At 63.8% G+C, this 15,245-nt stretch carries 12 protein-coding genes; 4 read left to right on the top strand and 8 right to left on the bottom strand.

Features of this window, described 5'->3' with window-relative positions; genetic code table 11:
• Positions 1-171: 171 nt before the first annotated feature.
• The 3 genes from CK215_RS10815 to CK215_RS10805 form a co-directional block, all read right to left on the bottom strand.
• Positions 172-567: a DUF4345 family protein gene (locus CK215_RS10815; RefSeq protein WP_095830936.1), complete on the bottom strand. Its 396-nt coding sequence runs from the start codon at positions 565-567 to the stop codon at positions 172-174.
• Positions 568-692: 125 nt separating this feature from the next.
• Positions 693-1,388, bottom strand: coding sequence for an aspartate/glutamate racemase family protein (locus CK215_RS10810; RefSeq protein WP_095830935.1), 696 nt, complete (start codon positions 1,386-1,388; stop codon positions 693-695).
• A 34-nt stretch (positions 1,389-1,422) separates the two neighbouring features.
• Positions 1,423-3,606 carry a primosomal protein N' gene (locus CK215_RS10805; RefSeq protein WP_095830934.1) on the bottom strand — a complete coding sequence of 728 codons (2,184 nt, stop codon included), beginning with the start codon at positions 3,604-3,606 and terminating at the stop codon, positions 1,423-1,425.
• 90 nt (positions 3,607-3,696) lie between these two features.
• Here CK215_RS10805 and fsa point away from each other — a divergent pair, with 90 nt between their 5' ends.
• Positions 3,697-4,353, top strand: coding sequence for a fructose-6-phosphate aldolase (fsa, locus tag CK215_RS10800; protein ID WP_095782630.1), 657 nt, complete (start codon positions 3,697-3,699; stop codon positions 4,351-4,353).
• 91 nt (positions 4,354-4,444) lie between these two features.
• On the opposite strand, the gene lptE is transcribed toward fsa, so the two are convergent.
• Both lptE and leuS read right to left on the bottom strand, forming a co-directional pair.
• Positions 4,445-5,026: an LPS assembly lipoprotein LptE gene (gene lptE, locus CK215_RS10795; RefSeq protein ID WP_067001511.1), complete on the bottom strand. Its 582-nt coding sequence runs from the start codon at positions 5,024-5,026 to the stop codon at positions 4,445-4,447.
• Entirely contained in the window at positions 5,013-7,655 is a 2,643-nt protein-coding gene (gene leuS, locus CK215_RS10790; protein ID WP_095830933.1) for a leucine--tRNA ligase, read from the bottom strand. The genes lptE and leuS overlap by 14 nt, the downstream gene beginning before the upstream one ends.
• Positions 7,656-7,801: 146 nt before the next feature.
• On the opposite strand from leuS, the gene CK215_RS10785 reads away from it, so the two are divergent.
• On the top strand, positions 7,802-8,464 hold the full coding sequence (locus tag CK215_RS10785) for a YggS family pyridoxal phosphate-dependent enzyme (RefSeq protein ID WP_067002175.1): 663 nt from the start codon (positions 7,802-7,804) through the stop codon (positions 8,462-8,464).
• A 265-nt stretch (positions 8,465-8,729) separates the two neighbouring features.
• Here the strand turns inward: CK215_RS10785 and CK215_RS10780 are convergent, their stop codons facing one another.
• Positions 8,730-9,002 (bottom strand): aspartate-semialdehyde dehydrogenase, encoded by a 273-nt coding sequence (locus tag CK215_RS10780; RefSeq protein ID WP_067001506.1) that lies wholly within the window; start codon positions 9,000-9,002, stop codon positions 8,730-8,732.
• A gap of 303 nt (positions 9,003-9,305) precedes the next feature.
• Here CK215_RS10780 and acs point away from each other — a divergent pair, with 303 nt between their 5' ends.
• On the top strand, positions 9,306-11,261 hold the full coding sequence (gene acs / locus CK215_RS10775; RefSeq protein ID WP_095830932.1) for an acetate--CoA ligase: 1,956 nt from the start codon (positions 9,306-9,308) through the stop codon (positions 11,259-11,261).
• A complete protein-coding gene (locus CK215_RS10770) occupies positions 11,261-12,007 on the top strand; it encodes an MOSC N-terminal beta barrel domain-containing protein (protein WP_095830931.1) in 747 nt (248 codons plus the stop codon). The genes acs and CK215_RS10770 overlap by 1 nt, the downstream gene beginning before the upstream one ends.
• An 11-nt stretch (positions 12,008-12,018) precedes the next feature.
• On the opposite strand, the gene CK215_RS10765 is transcribed toward CK215_RS10770, so the two are convergent.
• Positions 12,019-13,287, bottom strand: coding sequence for a cyclopropane-fatty-acyl-phospholipid synthase family protein (locus CK215_RS10765; protein ID WP_095830930.1), 1,269 nt, complete (start codon positions 13,285-13,287; stop codon positions 12,019-12,021).
• 409 nt (positions 13,288-13,696) lie between these two features.
• Complete coding sequence (locus CK215_RS10760; RefSeq protein ID WP_095830929.1) at positions 13,697-15,115, bottom strand: pilus assembly protein; 1,419 nt, start codon at positions 15,113-15,115, stop codon at positions 13,697-13,699.
• Positions 15,116-15,245 lie beyond the last annotated feature (130 nt).

Below are 15,245 nucleotides of genomic sequence, written 5' to 3'. Positions count from 1 at the left end.
CTGCGATTTTTCCAAGCACGGAGGGATGGCTTCCGCTATCCCCGGCCGAAAGTCGATTGCCGTCTAGCACAGGCCTTTTGAGACCGCAATGCATCGTCCGGCATGGTTTTCAGGCACTTTTGTCGCATCAGGCGGCGAAGGCCGAGCCTGAGCGGCGGATTAGTCACGAATTCACGGCACGAAGCCGAAGGCGAAGGCAAGCGGCAGCGCCGCCAGGGCCAATTCAACCACGATGGAAGCCCAGTTGAAAGGTGTGTTGGCGCCGTCCGACATCATCGACAAAAGCCGGCCGAAAGCGGTGAACAGCCATGAGAAGCCGAGCGCCATATAGAGCAGCGGCTGCGCGAGCAGGATGCAGCACAGGCTGACGCCGAGGTAGAAGCCCGACATGCGGCCGCGCCCTTCGGCGATCGCCGCCGCTTTCTCCGGCTTCGCTTGCAGGCGCAGGATGCGGAAGGCGAGGTTCGGCGCCAGGAATAGGACGAGGCCGATGAGCAGCGTCACGACGGCGCTCGACCATGCCAGCCACTCGCCCTGGCTCGCCGGCGACGGAAACGCGAACTCCATCTGATCCCCCTCGGAAAGTCTTGTTCTGAAATTGCCGGCATTCTAGCCGAGGAAAATCCGCGCGCCAGATGGCGGCCGGCACATTTGAAAAGACGCAAGAGAAGAAGCGTCAGAAGAGCGCCCGATCAGGACAATGCGAACTCGATCGCTGCCTCGGCATGGATGCGCGTGGTGTCGAACACCGGCATGTCGAAATCGCCCTGGCCGATCAGCATGGTGATCTCGGTGCAGCCCATGATGAGGCCGTCGATCTTTTCGTCGCGCCGCAGACGGCCGACTTCCTCGACATAAGCGGACTTCGAGTCGGCTTTGACGATACCCTGGCAGAGCTCATCATAGATAATCCGGTGCACCATGTCGCGGCCGGCCTGGCGGGGCACGACCGGCTGCAGGCCGTATTTGTCGGCGAGCCGTCCTTTGTAGAAATCCTGCTCCATGGTGAAGCGTGTCGCTAGCAGCGCCGGCCGCTTCACGCCTGCGGCGACAACAGCGTGTCCAGTTGCGTCGGCGATATGGATGAGCGGAATCGAGATGGCCGCCTGCACCGTGTCGGCGAGTTTGTGCATGGTGTTGGTGCAGATCACCAGGCCCTCGGCGCCGCCGGCCTCCAGCTTTCGCGCGGCTTTCACCAGAAGGACGCCGGCGCCGTCCCAGTCGCCGGCATGCTGGCGTTCGGCGATCTCGGCGAAGTCGAACGACCACAGGAGCAGCTTCGCCGAATGCAGCCCGCACAGCCGCTCGCGCACGATCTCGTTGAGCAGTCGGTAGTAGATCGCCGTCGATTCCCAGCTCATGCCGCCGATAAGGCCGAGGGTTTTCATAAAGCGAGCACTCCGTTGGGGCAGTCTTTCTCGCTTATAGGAAGCTCTGCGGGTCGATGTCGACCTGCACCCTGACGGAGCCGCGCAGCTTCGGCCCCTCCGCCAGCATGGCTCGAATAAACCCTTGCATGTCCGCGCGCCGCCCGCCCTGGACAAGCAAGCGGAAGCGGTGGCGGCCGCCGATCAGCGACAGCGGCGCCTCGGCCGGTCCGAGCACGAAGAGATCGGAGGCTGTAGGTGCCGCGCGCCGCAAGCCCCGCGCATGGGTTTCGGCCTCGGCGCGTGTCGCGGCACTGACGATGATGCCGGCGAGCCGGCCGAACGGTGGCAGCGCGGCGCGCTCCCGCTCCGCGATTTCGCGCTCGTAAAAGGCTTCCGAATCGCCGGAGACGATCGCCCGCATCACCGGATGGTCGGGCTGGTAGGTCTGCAGCAGGCCGAGGCTCTTCTTGCCGGTGCGGCCCGCGCGCCCGGTCACCTGGCTGAGCAGCTGGAAGGTGCGCTCGGCGGCGCGCGGATCGCCATTGGCGAGGCCGAGATCGGCGTCGACCACGCCGACCAGCGTCATGCCGGGGAAGTTGTGACCCTTGGCGACGAGCTGCGTGCCGATGACGATATCGGCCTCGCCATTGGCGACGGCCTCGAGCTCGAGCCGCAGCCGGCGCACGCCGCCCAAGAGATCGGACGACAATACGATCGTGCGGGCTTCCGGGAAATGCGCCACCACTTCCTCGGCGATGCGCTCGACGCCCGGCCCGCAGGCGACCAGATGATCGAGCGTGCCGCATTCCGGGCAGGCTTCCGGCCGCCGCTCATTGTGGCCGCAATGATGGCAGACGAGCTGGCCGCGAAAGCGATGCTCGACCAGCCAGGCCGAGCAGACCGGGCAGCCGAAGCGATGGCCGCAGACGCGGCAGAGCGTCAGCGGCGCATAGCCGCGCCGGTTGAGAAAGAGCAGCGACTGCTCTTGTCTCTCCAGCGTGCGCTCCATCTGCTCCAGAAGGAGAGGCGACAGGAAACCGCCGCGCGCCGGTGGCGCGCGCCGCATGTCGATCGATTTCAGGTCGGGGAGCGCCGCCTCGGCAAAACGCGCCGACAGCACCGCGCGCTGGTAGCGGCCCTGGCTGGCGTTGACGCGGCTCTCGACCGACGGCGTCGCCGAGGCGAGCACGACCGGGAAAGCGCCGATATGGCCGCGCACCACCGCCATGTCGCGCGCATTATAGAAGACGCGGTCTTCCTGTTTGTAGGCCGGGTCATGCTCCTCGTCGACGACGATCAGGCCTAGCTCCTTGAACGGCAAGAACAGCGCCGAGCGCGCCCCGGCGACGACGCGCACGCCACCCTCCGCCACCTGCCGCCAGACGCGTTCGCGCATCCGGGGCGGCAGGTCCGAATGCCACTCCGCCGGTTTGGCTCCGAAGCGGTCCTGGAAGCGCTCGAGGAAAGCGTGCGTCAGCGCGATCTCCGGCAGTAGGATCAGCACCTGCTTGCCCTTGTCGAGCGCCGCCGCCACCGCCTCGAAATAGACTTCCGTCTTGCCCGATCCGGTGACGCCGTCGAGCAGGGTGACGTTGAAGGCGCCGGCGGCGATCGCCGCGCGCAGCTTCTCGGCCGCCGCCTTCTGGTCCGGCATCAATTCCGGCACGGCATGGCCGGGATCGGGTGCGGCGACCACCGGCCTTGGCGGGATCATCACCGTCTCGAACACGCCTTGTGCCCTCAAGCCATCGATGACGGTCGAGGAGACACCCGCCGCATGGGCGAGACCGGAGCGCGTCCAGGCAAGCCCGCCTTCGGCCGTTTCCAAAACGCGGCGTCGCGCGTCGGTCAATCGGTCGGGCTCGGCAAGCGTGCGCTGCAGGCCTTCGATCCACGGCTCCGGGTCGAAAGCTTCCGGCGCCCTCAACAACATCCGCGCCACCATGCCGGGCGCCGACAGCGTGTATTGGGCGATCCAGTCGACGAAACGGCGCATGGCCTTGTCGATCGGCGGGCAGTCGAAGACCTCCTCGATCGGCCGCAGCTTTTTCGGATCGACGGATTCGACGACGGCGTCCCAGACGATGCCGGCGACCTGCCGCGGCCCTAGCGGCACGCGCACGATCGAGCCCGGCACCACGCGCATGCCTGGCGGCACGGCATAAGTGTAGGGCCGTTCGGCCGGCATCGGCACCAGCACCGGCGCGGCCGCGACAAAGGGCGAATCTTCGATCATCGGGCGTGACCTTGCCCCGACTTTGCTCTAGATCAAAGGGGACCCCCGCATCTGCCTGGCCGGCGTCAGGCAATCCCCAAGGAGACAGCCATGAAGTTTTTTGTCGATACCGCTGACATCAAGGAAATTAAGGAGCTGCACGATCTGGGGCTGCTCGATGGCGTCACCACCAACCCGTCGCTGATCCTGAAATCGGGCGGCAAGATCGCCGAGGTCACCAGGCAGATCTGCGACATTGTCGAAGGCCCGGTCTCGGCCGAGGTCGTGGCGACCGAGTACAAGGACATGATGGCCGAGGCCGAGGTGCTGGCCAAGATCGCGCCGAACGTGGCCATCAAGGTGCCGCTGACGCTGGATGGTCTGAAGGCCTGCAAGACGATCCGCACCGAGATGAACCGCATGGTCAACGTCACGCTCTGCTTCTCGGCCAACCAGGCGCTGCTTGCCGCCAAGGCCGGCGCCTCCTTCATCTCGCCCTTCGTCGGCCGCATCGACGACACCGGCTCGGACGGCATGGAGCTGATCTCGGAAATCCGCACCATCTACGACAATTACGATTTCAAGACCGAGATCCTGACCGCTTCCGTGCGTACGGTGAACCACGTCAAGCAGGCGGCTTTGATCGGCGCCGATATCGTGACCGCGCCGCCGGCGACGTTGAAGGCGCTGGTCAACCATCCGCTCACCGACAAGGGCCTCGCCGCCTTCCTCGCCGACTGGGCCAAGACCGGCCAGAAGATTGGCTGAGGCCCGAGATCAGACAACAAAAAGGCCGGGATAACCTGGCCTTTTTGTTGCATCGAATAGGGGAATAGCGCGGCGGCGCTCAGAGACCAGCTCAGGCCTTCTTGCCATTCTTGGCCAGGTCCTGGGCGATCGCCAGCCTGAGCAGATCGGCGAGCTCGCGGGCGGCGCGGTTCTCGGCGTCGATCTGCGCCCGGTAGGCCGCAAACTCCTGGCGCGGCCGGTCGAAGGAGGAAGGAATCGAGCGCTTGCCGAGCGCGACCACAGTGCCGGTCGCGGCGTCTCTGAGCACATAATTGGCGGTGAGGGTCACGGTGCCCGCCGTCGGCTCGTCCTCTTCGGTTTGCACCTGAACGATGGCCGCCGACTCGACAAGCTCGGTGACGCCGAGGTCGAGCGTATAGGCAGGCGATGCCGGCTCGCCCGAGCCCTGGCCGAAAGCGAAGATCAGGTTGTTGCGCACCTGCTGTGCAGGGCGGGTGCTGACCGGCTTGATCGAGATCGAGGCCAACTCGGCGGCGGCCCCGACCTGCGAGCCGGCGGTGAGCGGCGCGCTGGAATAGAGCGGCCGCACCGTGCAGGCGGATACCAGTGCCAGCGAGGCGACCAGGCCGCTGAGAGCAGCGCGGCGCAGAAGACGCGCCGCCTGTGACTTTTCCGGATCAGGCAACGACATTGACGATCCTCTGCGGGACGATGATCACCTTGCGCGGGGCTTTACCATCGAGCGCTTTCTGCACGAAGTCGAGAGCCAGCACCGCTTTTTCGACGGCACCTTGATCCGCGTCGCGGGCAATTGTCAAATCCCCGCGCTTCTTGCCGTTGACCTGCACCGGCAGCATGATCTCGTTGTCGACGACCAGGGCCGGATCGTAGGCAGGCCACGGCCGTTCGGCGACCATCTCGGTGCCGCCCAACGCCTCCCAGCATTCCTCGGCCAGATGCGGCATCACCGGCGCGATCACATGCACCAGGATCTCGACGGCCTCGCGGCAGGCGCCCTTCAGCGCCGCGTCAGCCTTGCCTTCGGCGACGTCGTTGAGCGGCACGGCCAGCGCATTGGCAAGCTCGTAGATGCGGGCGATAGCCCGGTTGAAGCCGAGCTTCTCGATGTCCTCGCCGATCGCCTTCAGGATCTTGTGCGCGGCCTTGGAAACGGCACCTGCCTCGCCTTCGCTCGCCGCGGCCGGCTTCACGTCGGCAAGCTGTTCGGCCGCGATCTGCACCAGGCGCCAGACGCGCTGCACGAAGCGATGCGCGCCGGCGGCACCTTCGTCGGTCCATTCGACGTCGCGCTCCGGCGGCGAGTCCGACAGCATGAACCAGCGCGCGGTATCGGCCCCGTAGCCGTCGGTGATCTCCTCCGGACTCACCGTGTTCTTCTTCGATTTCGACATCTTCTCGAGCGCGCCGATCGTCGCTTCCTCGCCGGTCGCGATCTCGATGGCGCGGCGCTTGCTGCCGGCATCCTCGATCCTGACCTCGCTCGGCGACAGCCAGCGCCCATTTGTCGACGGACCGCCGACGCGGTAGGTCTCGTGCACCACCATGCCTTGCGTGAACAGGCCCTTGAACGGCTCGGCGAGGTTCAAATGGCCGGTCTCGCGCATGGCACGCGTGAAGAAGCGCGAATAGAGCAGATGCAGGATCGCGTGCTCGATGCCGCCGATATACTGGTCCACCGCCAGCCACTCGTCCGCCGCCTTCGGCTCGGTCGGCTCGTTTGCCCAGGGGGCGGTGAAGCGCGCGAAATACCACGACGAATCGACGAACGTATCCATCGTGTCGGTCTCGCGCCGCGCGTCGCGCCCGCATTGCGGGCATTTCACGTGACGCCATGTCGGATGCCGATCGAGCGGATTGCCCGGACGGTCGAACTCGATGTCGTCAGGCAGTTTCACCGGCAGATCGGCCTTCGGCACCGGCACCACGCCGCAGGCCTCGCAGTGGATCATCGGGATCGGGCAGCCCCAGTAGCGCTGGCGCGAGATGCCCCAATCGCGCAGGCGGAAATTCACCTTGCGCTCTGCCATCGGCCGGCCGCCGATCGTCCTCTGTTCGAGCAGCTTCGCCACCTCGTCGAACGCGCGCTGCGGCTTCATGCCGTCGAGGAAGCGCGAATTGATCATCACGCCGTCGTCGACATAGGCCTCCTCGATGATCTGGAAGGTCTTGGCGTCGCCGTCTTCCGGCATCACTACCGGGACTACGGGCAGGCCGTATTTGTTGGCGAAGTCGAGGTCGCGCTGATCGCCCGACGGGCAGCCGAAGATGGCGCCCGTGCCATACTCCATCAGCACGAAATTCGCGACATAGACAGGCAGCGTCCAGCTGTCGTCGAAAGGATGGACGACGCGGATGCCGGTATCGAAACCCTTCTTTTCGGCCGTCTCAAGCGCCGCCACCGAGGTGCCCATATGGCGGACCTCGTCGATGAACTTGGCCAGCGCCGGATTGTTCTCGGCGGCTTGTTTGGCCAGCGGGTGATCCGCCGCGACCGCCATGAAGGAGGCGCCGAAGATGGTGTCCGGCCTGGTTGTGTAGACTTCCAGCTCGTGCATGTCGCCGCCGATCTTGGCAGAGCTTGCAGCCGCCAGCGGCCAGCGGATCAGCAGCCCTTCCGAGCGGCCGATCCAGTTATGCTGCATCAGCTTGACCTTTTCAGGCCATTCCTCCAGCAGGTTGAGCGACTCCAAGAGGTCCTGCGCGAAATCGGTGATCTTGAAGAACCACTGCGTCAACTCGCGCTGCTCGACCAGCGCGCCCGAGCGCCAGCCGCGGCCGTCGATGACCTGCTCGTTGGCGAGCACCGTCATGTCTGCCGGGTCCCAATTGACCTTGGAGGATTTGCGCGTCACCAGCCCCTTCTCGACGAAGTCGAGGAACAGCATCTGCTGGCGGTGGTAGTAGTCGACGTCGCAGGTCGCGAATTCGCGCGCCCAGTCGAGCGACAGGCCCATCATCTTGAGCTGCTCGCGCATGACGGCGATGTTTTCGTAGGTCCAGTCCTTGGGATGGACCTTGTTCTGCATCGCTGCGTTCTCGGCCGGCATGCCGAAGGCGTCCCAACCCATCGGGTGCAGCACGTTGAAGCCCCTGGCCCGCTTGTAGCGCGCGACGACGTCGCCCATCGTATAGTTGCGGGTGTGGCCGATATGGATCTTCCCCGAGGGATAAGGGAACATCTCGAGCACGTAGTATTTCGGCTTCGGGTCCTCGTTCCTGGCCTCGAACAGCTTCTTTTCGGCCCAGGCCTTCTGCCATTTGGGCTCTGACGTGCGCGGATTGTATCGTTCGGTTGCCATCGGATGTTTTTCACTTAAAAGCGGGTGCGCGGCGCTGGGCAAGCCGGCAGCCGAGACAATGTCGTCGCGGTGTTCACCATGGATTGCCAGACCCGTCAACTGTGGCGATCCGGCGTTGATGCTAAAACTATGGGCAGGATATGGACATGACGAGCCCCGTCGAACAGCTTCGCGCGGTCAAGGCGAAGATCGCAAGCGCCGAACGCGAGGCAAAGCGTGAGCCCGGCGCCGTCATGCTCGTCGCGGTCTCGAAGACCTTCGCGGCCGAAGATATCCGCCCGGTCATCGAGGCGGGCCAGCGTGTTTTCGGCGAGAACCGCGTGCAGGAAGCTCAAGGTAAATGGCCGGCGCTGAAAGCGGCGTTTCCCGACATCGAGCTGCACCTGATCGGGCCGCTGCAATCCAACAAGACGAAGGAAGCGGTGGCGCTTTTCGATGTCATCGAGACCGTCGATCGCGAGAAGATCGCCGCCGAGCTTGCCAAGGAGACCGCCAGGCAAGGCCTGGCGCCGAAACTCTATGTCCAGGTCAACACCGGCTCCGAGCCGCAGAAGGCCGGCATCGAGCCGCGCGACGCGGTCGCCTTCGTCAAACGCTGCCGCGACGTGCACGGCCTCGCCATTGAGGGCCTGATGTGCATTCCGCCGGCGGACGAGAATCCGGGCCCGCATTTCGCGCTTTTGGAAAAGATCGCCCGCGAGGCCGGCGTCGCGAAGCTCTCGATGGGCATGTCCGGCGATTACGAGACCGGGATCGCCTTTGGCGCAACCGGCGTCAGGCTGGGCTCGGCGATCTTCGGCAGTCGCTAAGCGCCTCGACACCTCCGTAACGATCTTGTTACCCCCCGACAATGATAACGCTTTCGCCGGCGCTTGAAATGAAGCGGGCCGTTCCTATTCCCCCGTCGTCATTCAGCTTGGCGGAACACAATGCTCGGGGCCACGTCATTACGGCCGTCCCTATCAGGGCAAGCGTGAACGTTTGCGATTAGCTGCAGCTCCTTGCTCCGCCCGGGGATAACGAGTAATGGGCGTTTCCGCCAAACGTTCGACGTCCAGAGAACCTCTGCGCCGCTCAGTGCAGCACGAACTCCCCGTCCACTTTCCGCCACTCGTTCGGCGCGATCAGCTTCTGGTGCGTATAGGTCACCGAATGCAGCGGGCCGTCGAGCTTGGTCTTCCAGAATTCGATGAAGCGGATCAGCACCGGAAACTCCGGCGCGATGTCGTAATCCTGCCAGATATAGCTTTGCAGCAGATGGGGATGGTCTGGGAAGTGATAAAGGATCTTGGCCGTGGTCAGCCCATAGCCGCTGAGCATCAAGTCCATTTCGAGATGATGGCGCATTGCCGTCCTCAGTTGATTCTCTTTCCTCCCAACGCGAAACTCTGCGCCTCGTTGCTTAACCGTCTATTGATTTTCGCACATCAGACCCAAGTTTTCCATCGGAAAAACAGACGGTTAGCAGCCCTAAGGCGAGAGTGCTGACAGGCGTTTGCACTTGCCCCTGCGTCATCCCGCCGCGCGAATCCAACGTCTAATATTGCCGTCACGGCGGAACTGTTAATAATGCCGCGAATTCACGGCTGCTTCGCCGTGATGCCGTCGGCACATCAAGCCGGCGGAACGGTTTCGGAGGAAAGCTAGAAAATGTCCGATGTCCATGTCCACCGCGTCCAGCCGGCGTGGAAGAAAAACGCGCTGATCGACAACGACACCTATCTCAAATGGTATGCCGACAGCGTGAAGAACCCGGACAAGTTTTGGGGCAAGCACGGCAAGCGCATCGACTGGTTCAAGCCCTTCACCAAGGTCAAGAACATTTCCTTCGACGGCAAGGTCTCGATCAAATGGTTCGAGGACGGCCAGACCAACGTCTCCTACAACTGCATCGACCGGCATCTGAAGAAGCGCGGCAACCAGACCGCCATCATCTGGGAAGGCGACAACCCTTACGATGACAGGAAGATCACCTACAACGAGCTCTATGCGCATGTCTGCCGCTTCGCCAATGTGCTGAAGAAGCACGGCGTCAAGAAGGGCGACCGCGTCACCATCTACATGCCGATGATCCCGGAAACGGCTTACGCGATGCTTGCCTGCACGCGTATCGGCGCCATCCATTCGGTCGTCTTCGGCGGCTTCTCGCCCGATGCGCTGGCCGGCCGCATCGACGACTGCAAGTCGACCATCGTCATCACCGCCGACGAGGGCCTGCGCGGCGGCAAGCCGATTGCGCTGAAGGACAACACCGACAAGGCCATCGACATCGCCGCCAAGGCCGGCACCAAGGTGGAAAAAGTGGTGGTGGTGCGACGCACCGGCGGCAAGACCGGCTGGGTGCCGGGCCGCGACGTCTGGTACCATGACGAGGCCGCGACCGTTAAAGCCGACTGCAAACCCGAGAAGATGAAGGCGGAGGACCCGTTGTTTATCCTCTATACCTCGGGCTCGACCGGCAAGCCGAAAGGCGTGCTGCACACCACCGCCGGCTATCTCGTCTATGTTTCGATGACGCACCAGTATGTCTTCGATTACCATGACGGCGACATCTACTGGTGCACCGCCGATGTCGGCTGGGTCACCGGCCACAGCTACATCGTCTATGGCCCTTTGGCCAACGGCGCCACGACGCTGATGTTCGAGGGCGTGCCGAACTACCCGTCGCAGTCGCGCTTCTGGGAAGTCGTCGACAAACACCAGGTCAACATCTTCTACACCGCGCCGACGGCGCTGCGCGCCCTGATGGGCGCCGGCGATTCCCATGTGAAGAAGACCTCGCGCAAGTCGCTGCGCGTGCTGGGCACGGTCGGCGAGCCGATCAATCCGGAAGCCTGGGAGTGGTATTTCGACGTCGTCGGCAACGCCAAGGTGCCGATCGTCGACACATGGTGGCAGACCGAGACCGGCGGCATCCTGATCACGCCGCTGCCGGGCGCCACCGACCTTAAGGCCGGCTCGGCGACACGGCCCTTCTTCGGCGTCAAGCCGCAGCTGGTCGATGGCGAAGGCAAGGTGCTGGAAGGCGCGGCCGACGGCAATCTCTGCATCACCGATTCCTGGCCCGGCCAGATGCGCACCGTCTATGGCGATCACGACCGTTTCGTGCAGACCTATTTCTCGACCTACAAGGGCAAATACTTCACCGGCGACGGCTGCCGCCGTGACGCCGACGGCTACTACTGGATCACCGGCCGCGTCGACGACGTCATCAACGTTTCAGGCCACCGCATGGGCACGGCGGAAGTTGAATCGGCGCTGGTCAGCCACGACAAGGTCTCGGAAGCCGCCGTCGTCGGCTATCCGCACGACATCAAGGGTCAGGGAATCTACTGCTACGTCACGCTGATGTCCGGCACGACATCGAGCGAGGATCTGCGCAAGGAGCTTGTCGCCCATGTTCGCAAGGAGATCGGCGCCATCGCAACGCCCGACAAGATCCAGTTCGCGCCGGGCCTGCCCAAGACCCGTTCGGGCAAGATCATGCGGCGCATCCTGCGCAAGATCGCCGAGGACGATTACGGCGCGCTCGGCGACACCTCGACGCTCGCCGATCCGGCCGTGGTCGACGATCTCGTTGCCAACCGACAGAATAAAAGGGCCTGATGAACGCGCAGGCCGCACTCGGCACCATCAGCCAGCTCTGGCGCTATCCGGCGAGCTCGCTCGCCGGCGAGCGGCTGGACGCCATCTCCGTCGGCACGTCGACTGTCGACGGCGACCGGCTGTTCGGCCTGGTCGATGCGTCGGATGGCGAGATCGCCAGGCCGGACCGCGGACCGAAATGGCACAAGGTGCCGCTGATCCGCACCCGGCTGACCGAAGACCGCCGGCTCGAAGTGGCCTTGCCCGGCGGCGACTGGCTGCCGGCGCCCGACCCGGAAAGCGACCGGGTTCTTTCCGGATTTCTTGGCTTCGACGCCTCGATCCGGCCTTACTTCCGCGAGCACGCGCCGGGCTATGCCGGCCCGCTGACGGCCGAGCGATACAGCAGGACGCCGATCCATCTGCTCACCACCGCCTCGCTGGCGCGACTGAAGGCGCTGCATCCGCAAGGCGTGCCAGATTCGCGCCGCTTCCGCCCCAACATCGTCGTCGACATGGAGCCGGTGGAAGGCTCCTTCCCGGAGACGGAATGGCTCGGCCGCAAGCTCGCGATCGGCGATCTGCTGCTCACGATCTCCGAGCCCTGCCGCCGCTGCGGCTTCACCATCATCGCCCAGGACGGCTTCGACAACGACCCCGGCATCCTGCGCAACCTGGTCCGCTACAACGCCCACAATATCGGCGTTTATTGCACCGTCGACCGGCCGGCACGCGTCGAGATCGGCGCGGAAGTGCGGTTCGCCTGACCTGCCTGTCCCTACCGGTACAAATCCTCACGCGTCGGCGGCAGGCCGCTTGGTCCGCGCGCGCGCTTGGTGGCGACCGTCTGGAAAATCTGCGCCGAGGCGCGTTCGAAGGCGATCGAGCAGCCGGTGAGATAGAGCAGCCATAGCCGAGCTTTCGCCTCGCCGACCTCGGCGATCGCCTCGTCGAAGCGCGCATGGAGACGCTCGGCCCACAGCCGGCAGGTGCGCTGATAATGCTCGCGAAGGTTCTCGACATCATGGACGAGGAAGCCACGCGCCTCGAGATTGCCGAGCGTCATGCCGATCGTGTCGAGCTCTCCGCCTGGGAAGATGTATTTGATCAGCGCCTTGTATTCCGGGCCCTTGCGCAACGTCTTGCGGATGTCGCCCTTGCTGCGCCTGGTGATGGCGTGGTGCAGATAGATTCCGCCGGGCTTGAGCAGACGATGGACGGCCGAAAAGTAGGCGTCGTGATTGGCGATACCCAGATGCTCGAACATGCCGACGGACGATATCTTGTCGAACGCGCCGGAGAGCTCGGCGTAGGATTTGATCTCGATGGTGATGCGGTCCTCGAGACCCTCGGCGCGGATGCGCTCGCGGGCAAGCTGCGTCTGGGCCCGCGACAACGAGACGCCATGGCCGACGACGCCGTAATGCTTCGCTGCATGGATCAGCATCGCGCCCCAGCCGCAGCCGATATCGAGCAGCCTTTCGCCGGGCTTCAGCCTGAGCTTGCGGCAGATATGGTCGAGCTTGTCGACTTGCGCCTGGTCGATGCCGTTGGCGAAATCCTTGAAATACCCACAGCTATAGACCATGCGCTCGTCAAGGAAGAGCCGGTAGAAGGCATTCGAGATGTCGTAGTGATGCTGGATCGCTTCCTTGTTCGACCCGCTGACATAGGGGTTGCGGCCGGAGAGGTCGCTGCGCGCCGTCATCTGTTTTCGCGAGAACAGCACCACCGGCAGGTCGCGCAGGATCTCCAGCTTGGGCAATGATCTGAGCTTCGTCTTGAGCCTGCCCTGCGAGGGCACGGCGTAGAAGTCGAACAGCGTGCCCTCTTCGATGTCGACGGTCTTGGAAATCCACATCTCGACAAGCGTCGAGAAGGCAGGACGCCGCACCAGTTGCCAGACGATGTCCTGATCGTTGATGGCAAGCACCGGACCGCCGGCGGGCCCGATCCGCTCGCCGGTCCAAAGCCTGACCGCAAAACCCGGCTTCAAGGTCTCGACGACCCTGCGTACGATCCGCGCGGCTCTGTCGGCGGCGTCCATTCCCACCTCCCGATAGGCGAAACACCGCCCTCGAGCGCCACTGTCGTCCACCGGCCTGTCGACCGCAATCCCGATCTGTTGCGCAAAAGCATCGCGCGAGGATGATCCTCGCCCGATGCACGGCCATTCCGTTGCCTCATCTTGTGTTTTGCCGCGACGCACCCCATCATTCGGCTGTGTTCAACAAACCGAAAGGAGGTGATCCGATGTCGAGTGATTTCGTTTTCCATAACGTGAGCTCAGCGGATTGCACTTCCGGGAAGCAGTCTTCCCGTTAAGGCGCGAGACGCGCGGCAGGTGACCCGAAGGGGTCGCCGCCAGGAGCCGCGTCATGGACGGAAACACGGAAGGCCGCCTGCTTCGTCAAGAAGCGGCGGCCTTTTCCTTTTCTCGCGGCCTGCCCTGTGGGTCAGCGATTGATGGTGAGCTTCTCGATATTGCGGGTGATCTGATCGAAGGCATCTGACAGTTCGGCGCCTGTGGCGGCCTCGTAAAAATGCTTCAGCGACGACGTGTCGTCGGTCGCACAGTCCTTCAATACGGATCTCGCTTGATCCCTCTCGGTCGTCGTCATCGACGGATCGTTGAGATCGAAGCCGATGGTGAAAACCTCTATGCCGTCTTGCTTCATATTCTCGCAAATGGCTTCGGCATTGGCGCGCGACCTCCGGCCCTCGTCGTCGGACGCGGACGTGCCGCGCCCGCGGGCAAAGGCGGTGTTGAACTGGCCATCCGTCATCAGGATGGCGATCTTTGCCACTTTCTTCGGATCGAAATTCGCCGGACCGGCGCCCAGGCGGGCATCGGCGATGGCCGAACGCCAGGACGGCGAAAGCATGTAGTAGCCCCATTGCGCGGCAATCCCACCTGCCGTCACGCCCGCAGCTTGGAAATGACCGATGGCCGTGAGCAGCTTGTTCTGATCGGCCGTCAGCGGAACCAGCGCCGCGGATGGACACACTTTCATGCGGTAGTCGCGGTTGACCTTGGCCTCATAGGTCCTGCCATTTTTGTCCTGCCGCAGCGTATACGGGCCGTCGGACGAATAATCGGCATAGCCGTCCTTGTCCTTGCGCTCGGTGGCGCATTTGTCAGGCGCGGTCGTCACGGAAACGGCAAGCGGAGCATCGATCGGCTGCGGCAGCTTCGGTCCGGTCGACGTCTCGACGAAGACGGTGTCGGCGAGGCCGCCAGTGTTGACGGCCTCGGCATAGGGGACGATCGCCACCCGGACCCGGGGCTCGCTGGGATCCCGGTTCTGTCCCAGGAGATCCTTGACCGTCTGCGACGCGGCCGCCTGCAGGTCGCCGATCTTATTGGTCTTGGCGCGCTTGTTGGCCGCCATGGAACCGGTGATGTCGAGCATCAGCGCCACCTCGATCTTCTTGTCCGAATAGAGCGCGGTGGTCGAGGCGGCGACACGCTGCATATCGCCAACGCTGAACAGCGGAAAATAGAGGCCGACATCGGCATGCGCATTCACCTGCACGGTCTTCGATGTCCTGTCGATGGTGAGCTTGTCGAGCACGATCTGGTCGGCCTGCAAGATGCCGGCCGCGCTGTTGGCGTCGAGAAATGCCTGTACCGATGCGTTGGCATCGGCTTCCTTGATGATGCCTAGGGTGAGATCGCGTGCCGTCGAAGTCACAGCGGCATCGACGACGCTCTGCAGACTCGATCTCGCATTGTAGACCTGCGCGATATTGACTGCGAATCCCACCCCCAGCGCCAGCACCGATGCGGCAGCCCCAAACAGAACCGCGAAATTGCCTCCGCGATCCCGCGCAAAGCCGTCCACCCCACGAGCGAGACCTTTCAACTGCCGCATCCTCACCCCCGCCTGCTGCGGCTTCGGTGCCGCTCAACGGAAGCGCTGCAGGATTTCGGCCAGACACGGCCACCCTTCTGTTCGAAGGCGCGGAGCGACAGTTAACTCATTGTTTTTGCTGGAACACGGC

Source organism: Mesorhizobium sp. WSM3864, from assembly GCF_002294955.1.
In the GTDB taxonomy this organism is placed as follows: domain Bacteria; phylum Pseudomonadota; class Alphaproteobacteria; order Rhizobiales; family Rhizobiaceae; genus Mesorhizobium.
This window is presented reverse-complemented; position numbering and strand designations above follow the sequence as displayed.

What these genes read in the sequence shown, in the direction of transcription:
- CK215_RS10760 (WP_095830929.1), bottom strand. Translation starts at nt 15,115, where the DNA reads ATGCGGCAGTTGAAAGGTCTCGCTCGTGGGGTGGACGGCTTTGCGCGG.
- CK215_RS10770 (WP_095830931.1), top strand. Translation starts at nt 11,261, where the DNA reads ATGAACGCGCAGGCCGCACTCGGCACCATCAGCCAGCTCTGGCGCTAT.
- acs (WP_095830932.1), top strand. Translation starts at nt 9,306, where the DNA reads ATGTCCGATGTCCATGTCCACCGCGTCCAGCCGGCGTGGAAGAAAAAC.
- CK215_RS10785 (WP_067002175.1), top strand. Translation starts at nt 7,802, where the DNA reads ATGACGAGCCCCGTCGAACAGCTTCGCGCGGTCAAGGCGAAGATCGCA.
- CK215_RS10780 (WP_067001506.1), bottom strand. Translation starts at nt 9,002, where the DNA reads ATGCGCCATCATCTCGAAATGGACTTGATGCTCAGCGGCTATGGGCTG.
- leuS (WP_095830933.1), bottom strand. Translation starts at nt 7,655, where the DNA reads ATGGCAACCGAACGATACAATCCGCGCACGTCAGAGCCCAAATGGCAG.
- CK215_RS10805 (WP_095830934.1), bottom strand. Translation starts at nt 3,606, where the DNA reads ATGATCGAAGATTCGCCCTTTGTCGCGGCCGCGCCGGTGCTGGTGCCG.
- lptE (WP_067001511.1), bottom strand. Translation starts at nt 5,026, where the DNA reads ATGTCGTTGCCTGATCCGGAAAAGTCACAGGCGGCGCGTCTTCTGCGC.
- CK215_RS10765 (WP_095830930.1), bottom strand. Translation starts at nt 13,287, where the DNA reads ATGGACGCCGCCGACAGAGCCGCGCGGATCGTACGCAGGGTCGTCGAG.
- fsa (WP_095782630.1), top strand. Translation starts at nt 3,697, where the DNA reads ATGAAGTTTTTTGTCGATACCGCTGACATCAAGGAAATTAAGGAGCTG.
- CK215_RS10810 (WP_095830935.1), bottom strand. Translation starts at nt 1,388, where the DNA reads ATGAAAACCCTCGGCCTTATCGGCGGCATGAGCTGGGAATCGACGGCG.
- CK215_RS10815 (WP_095830936.1), bottom strand. Translation starts at nt 567, where the DNA reads ATGGAGTTCGCGTTTCCGTCGCCGGCGAGCCAGGGCGAGTGGCTGGCA.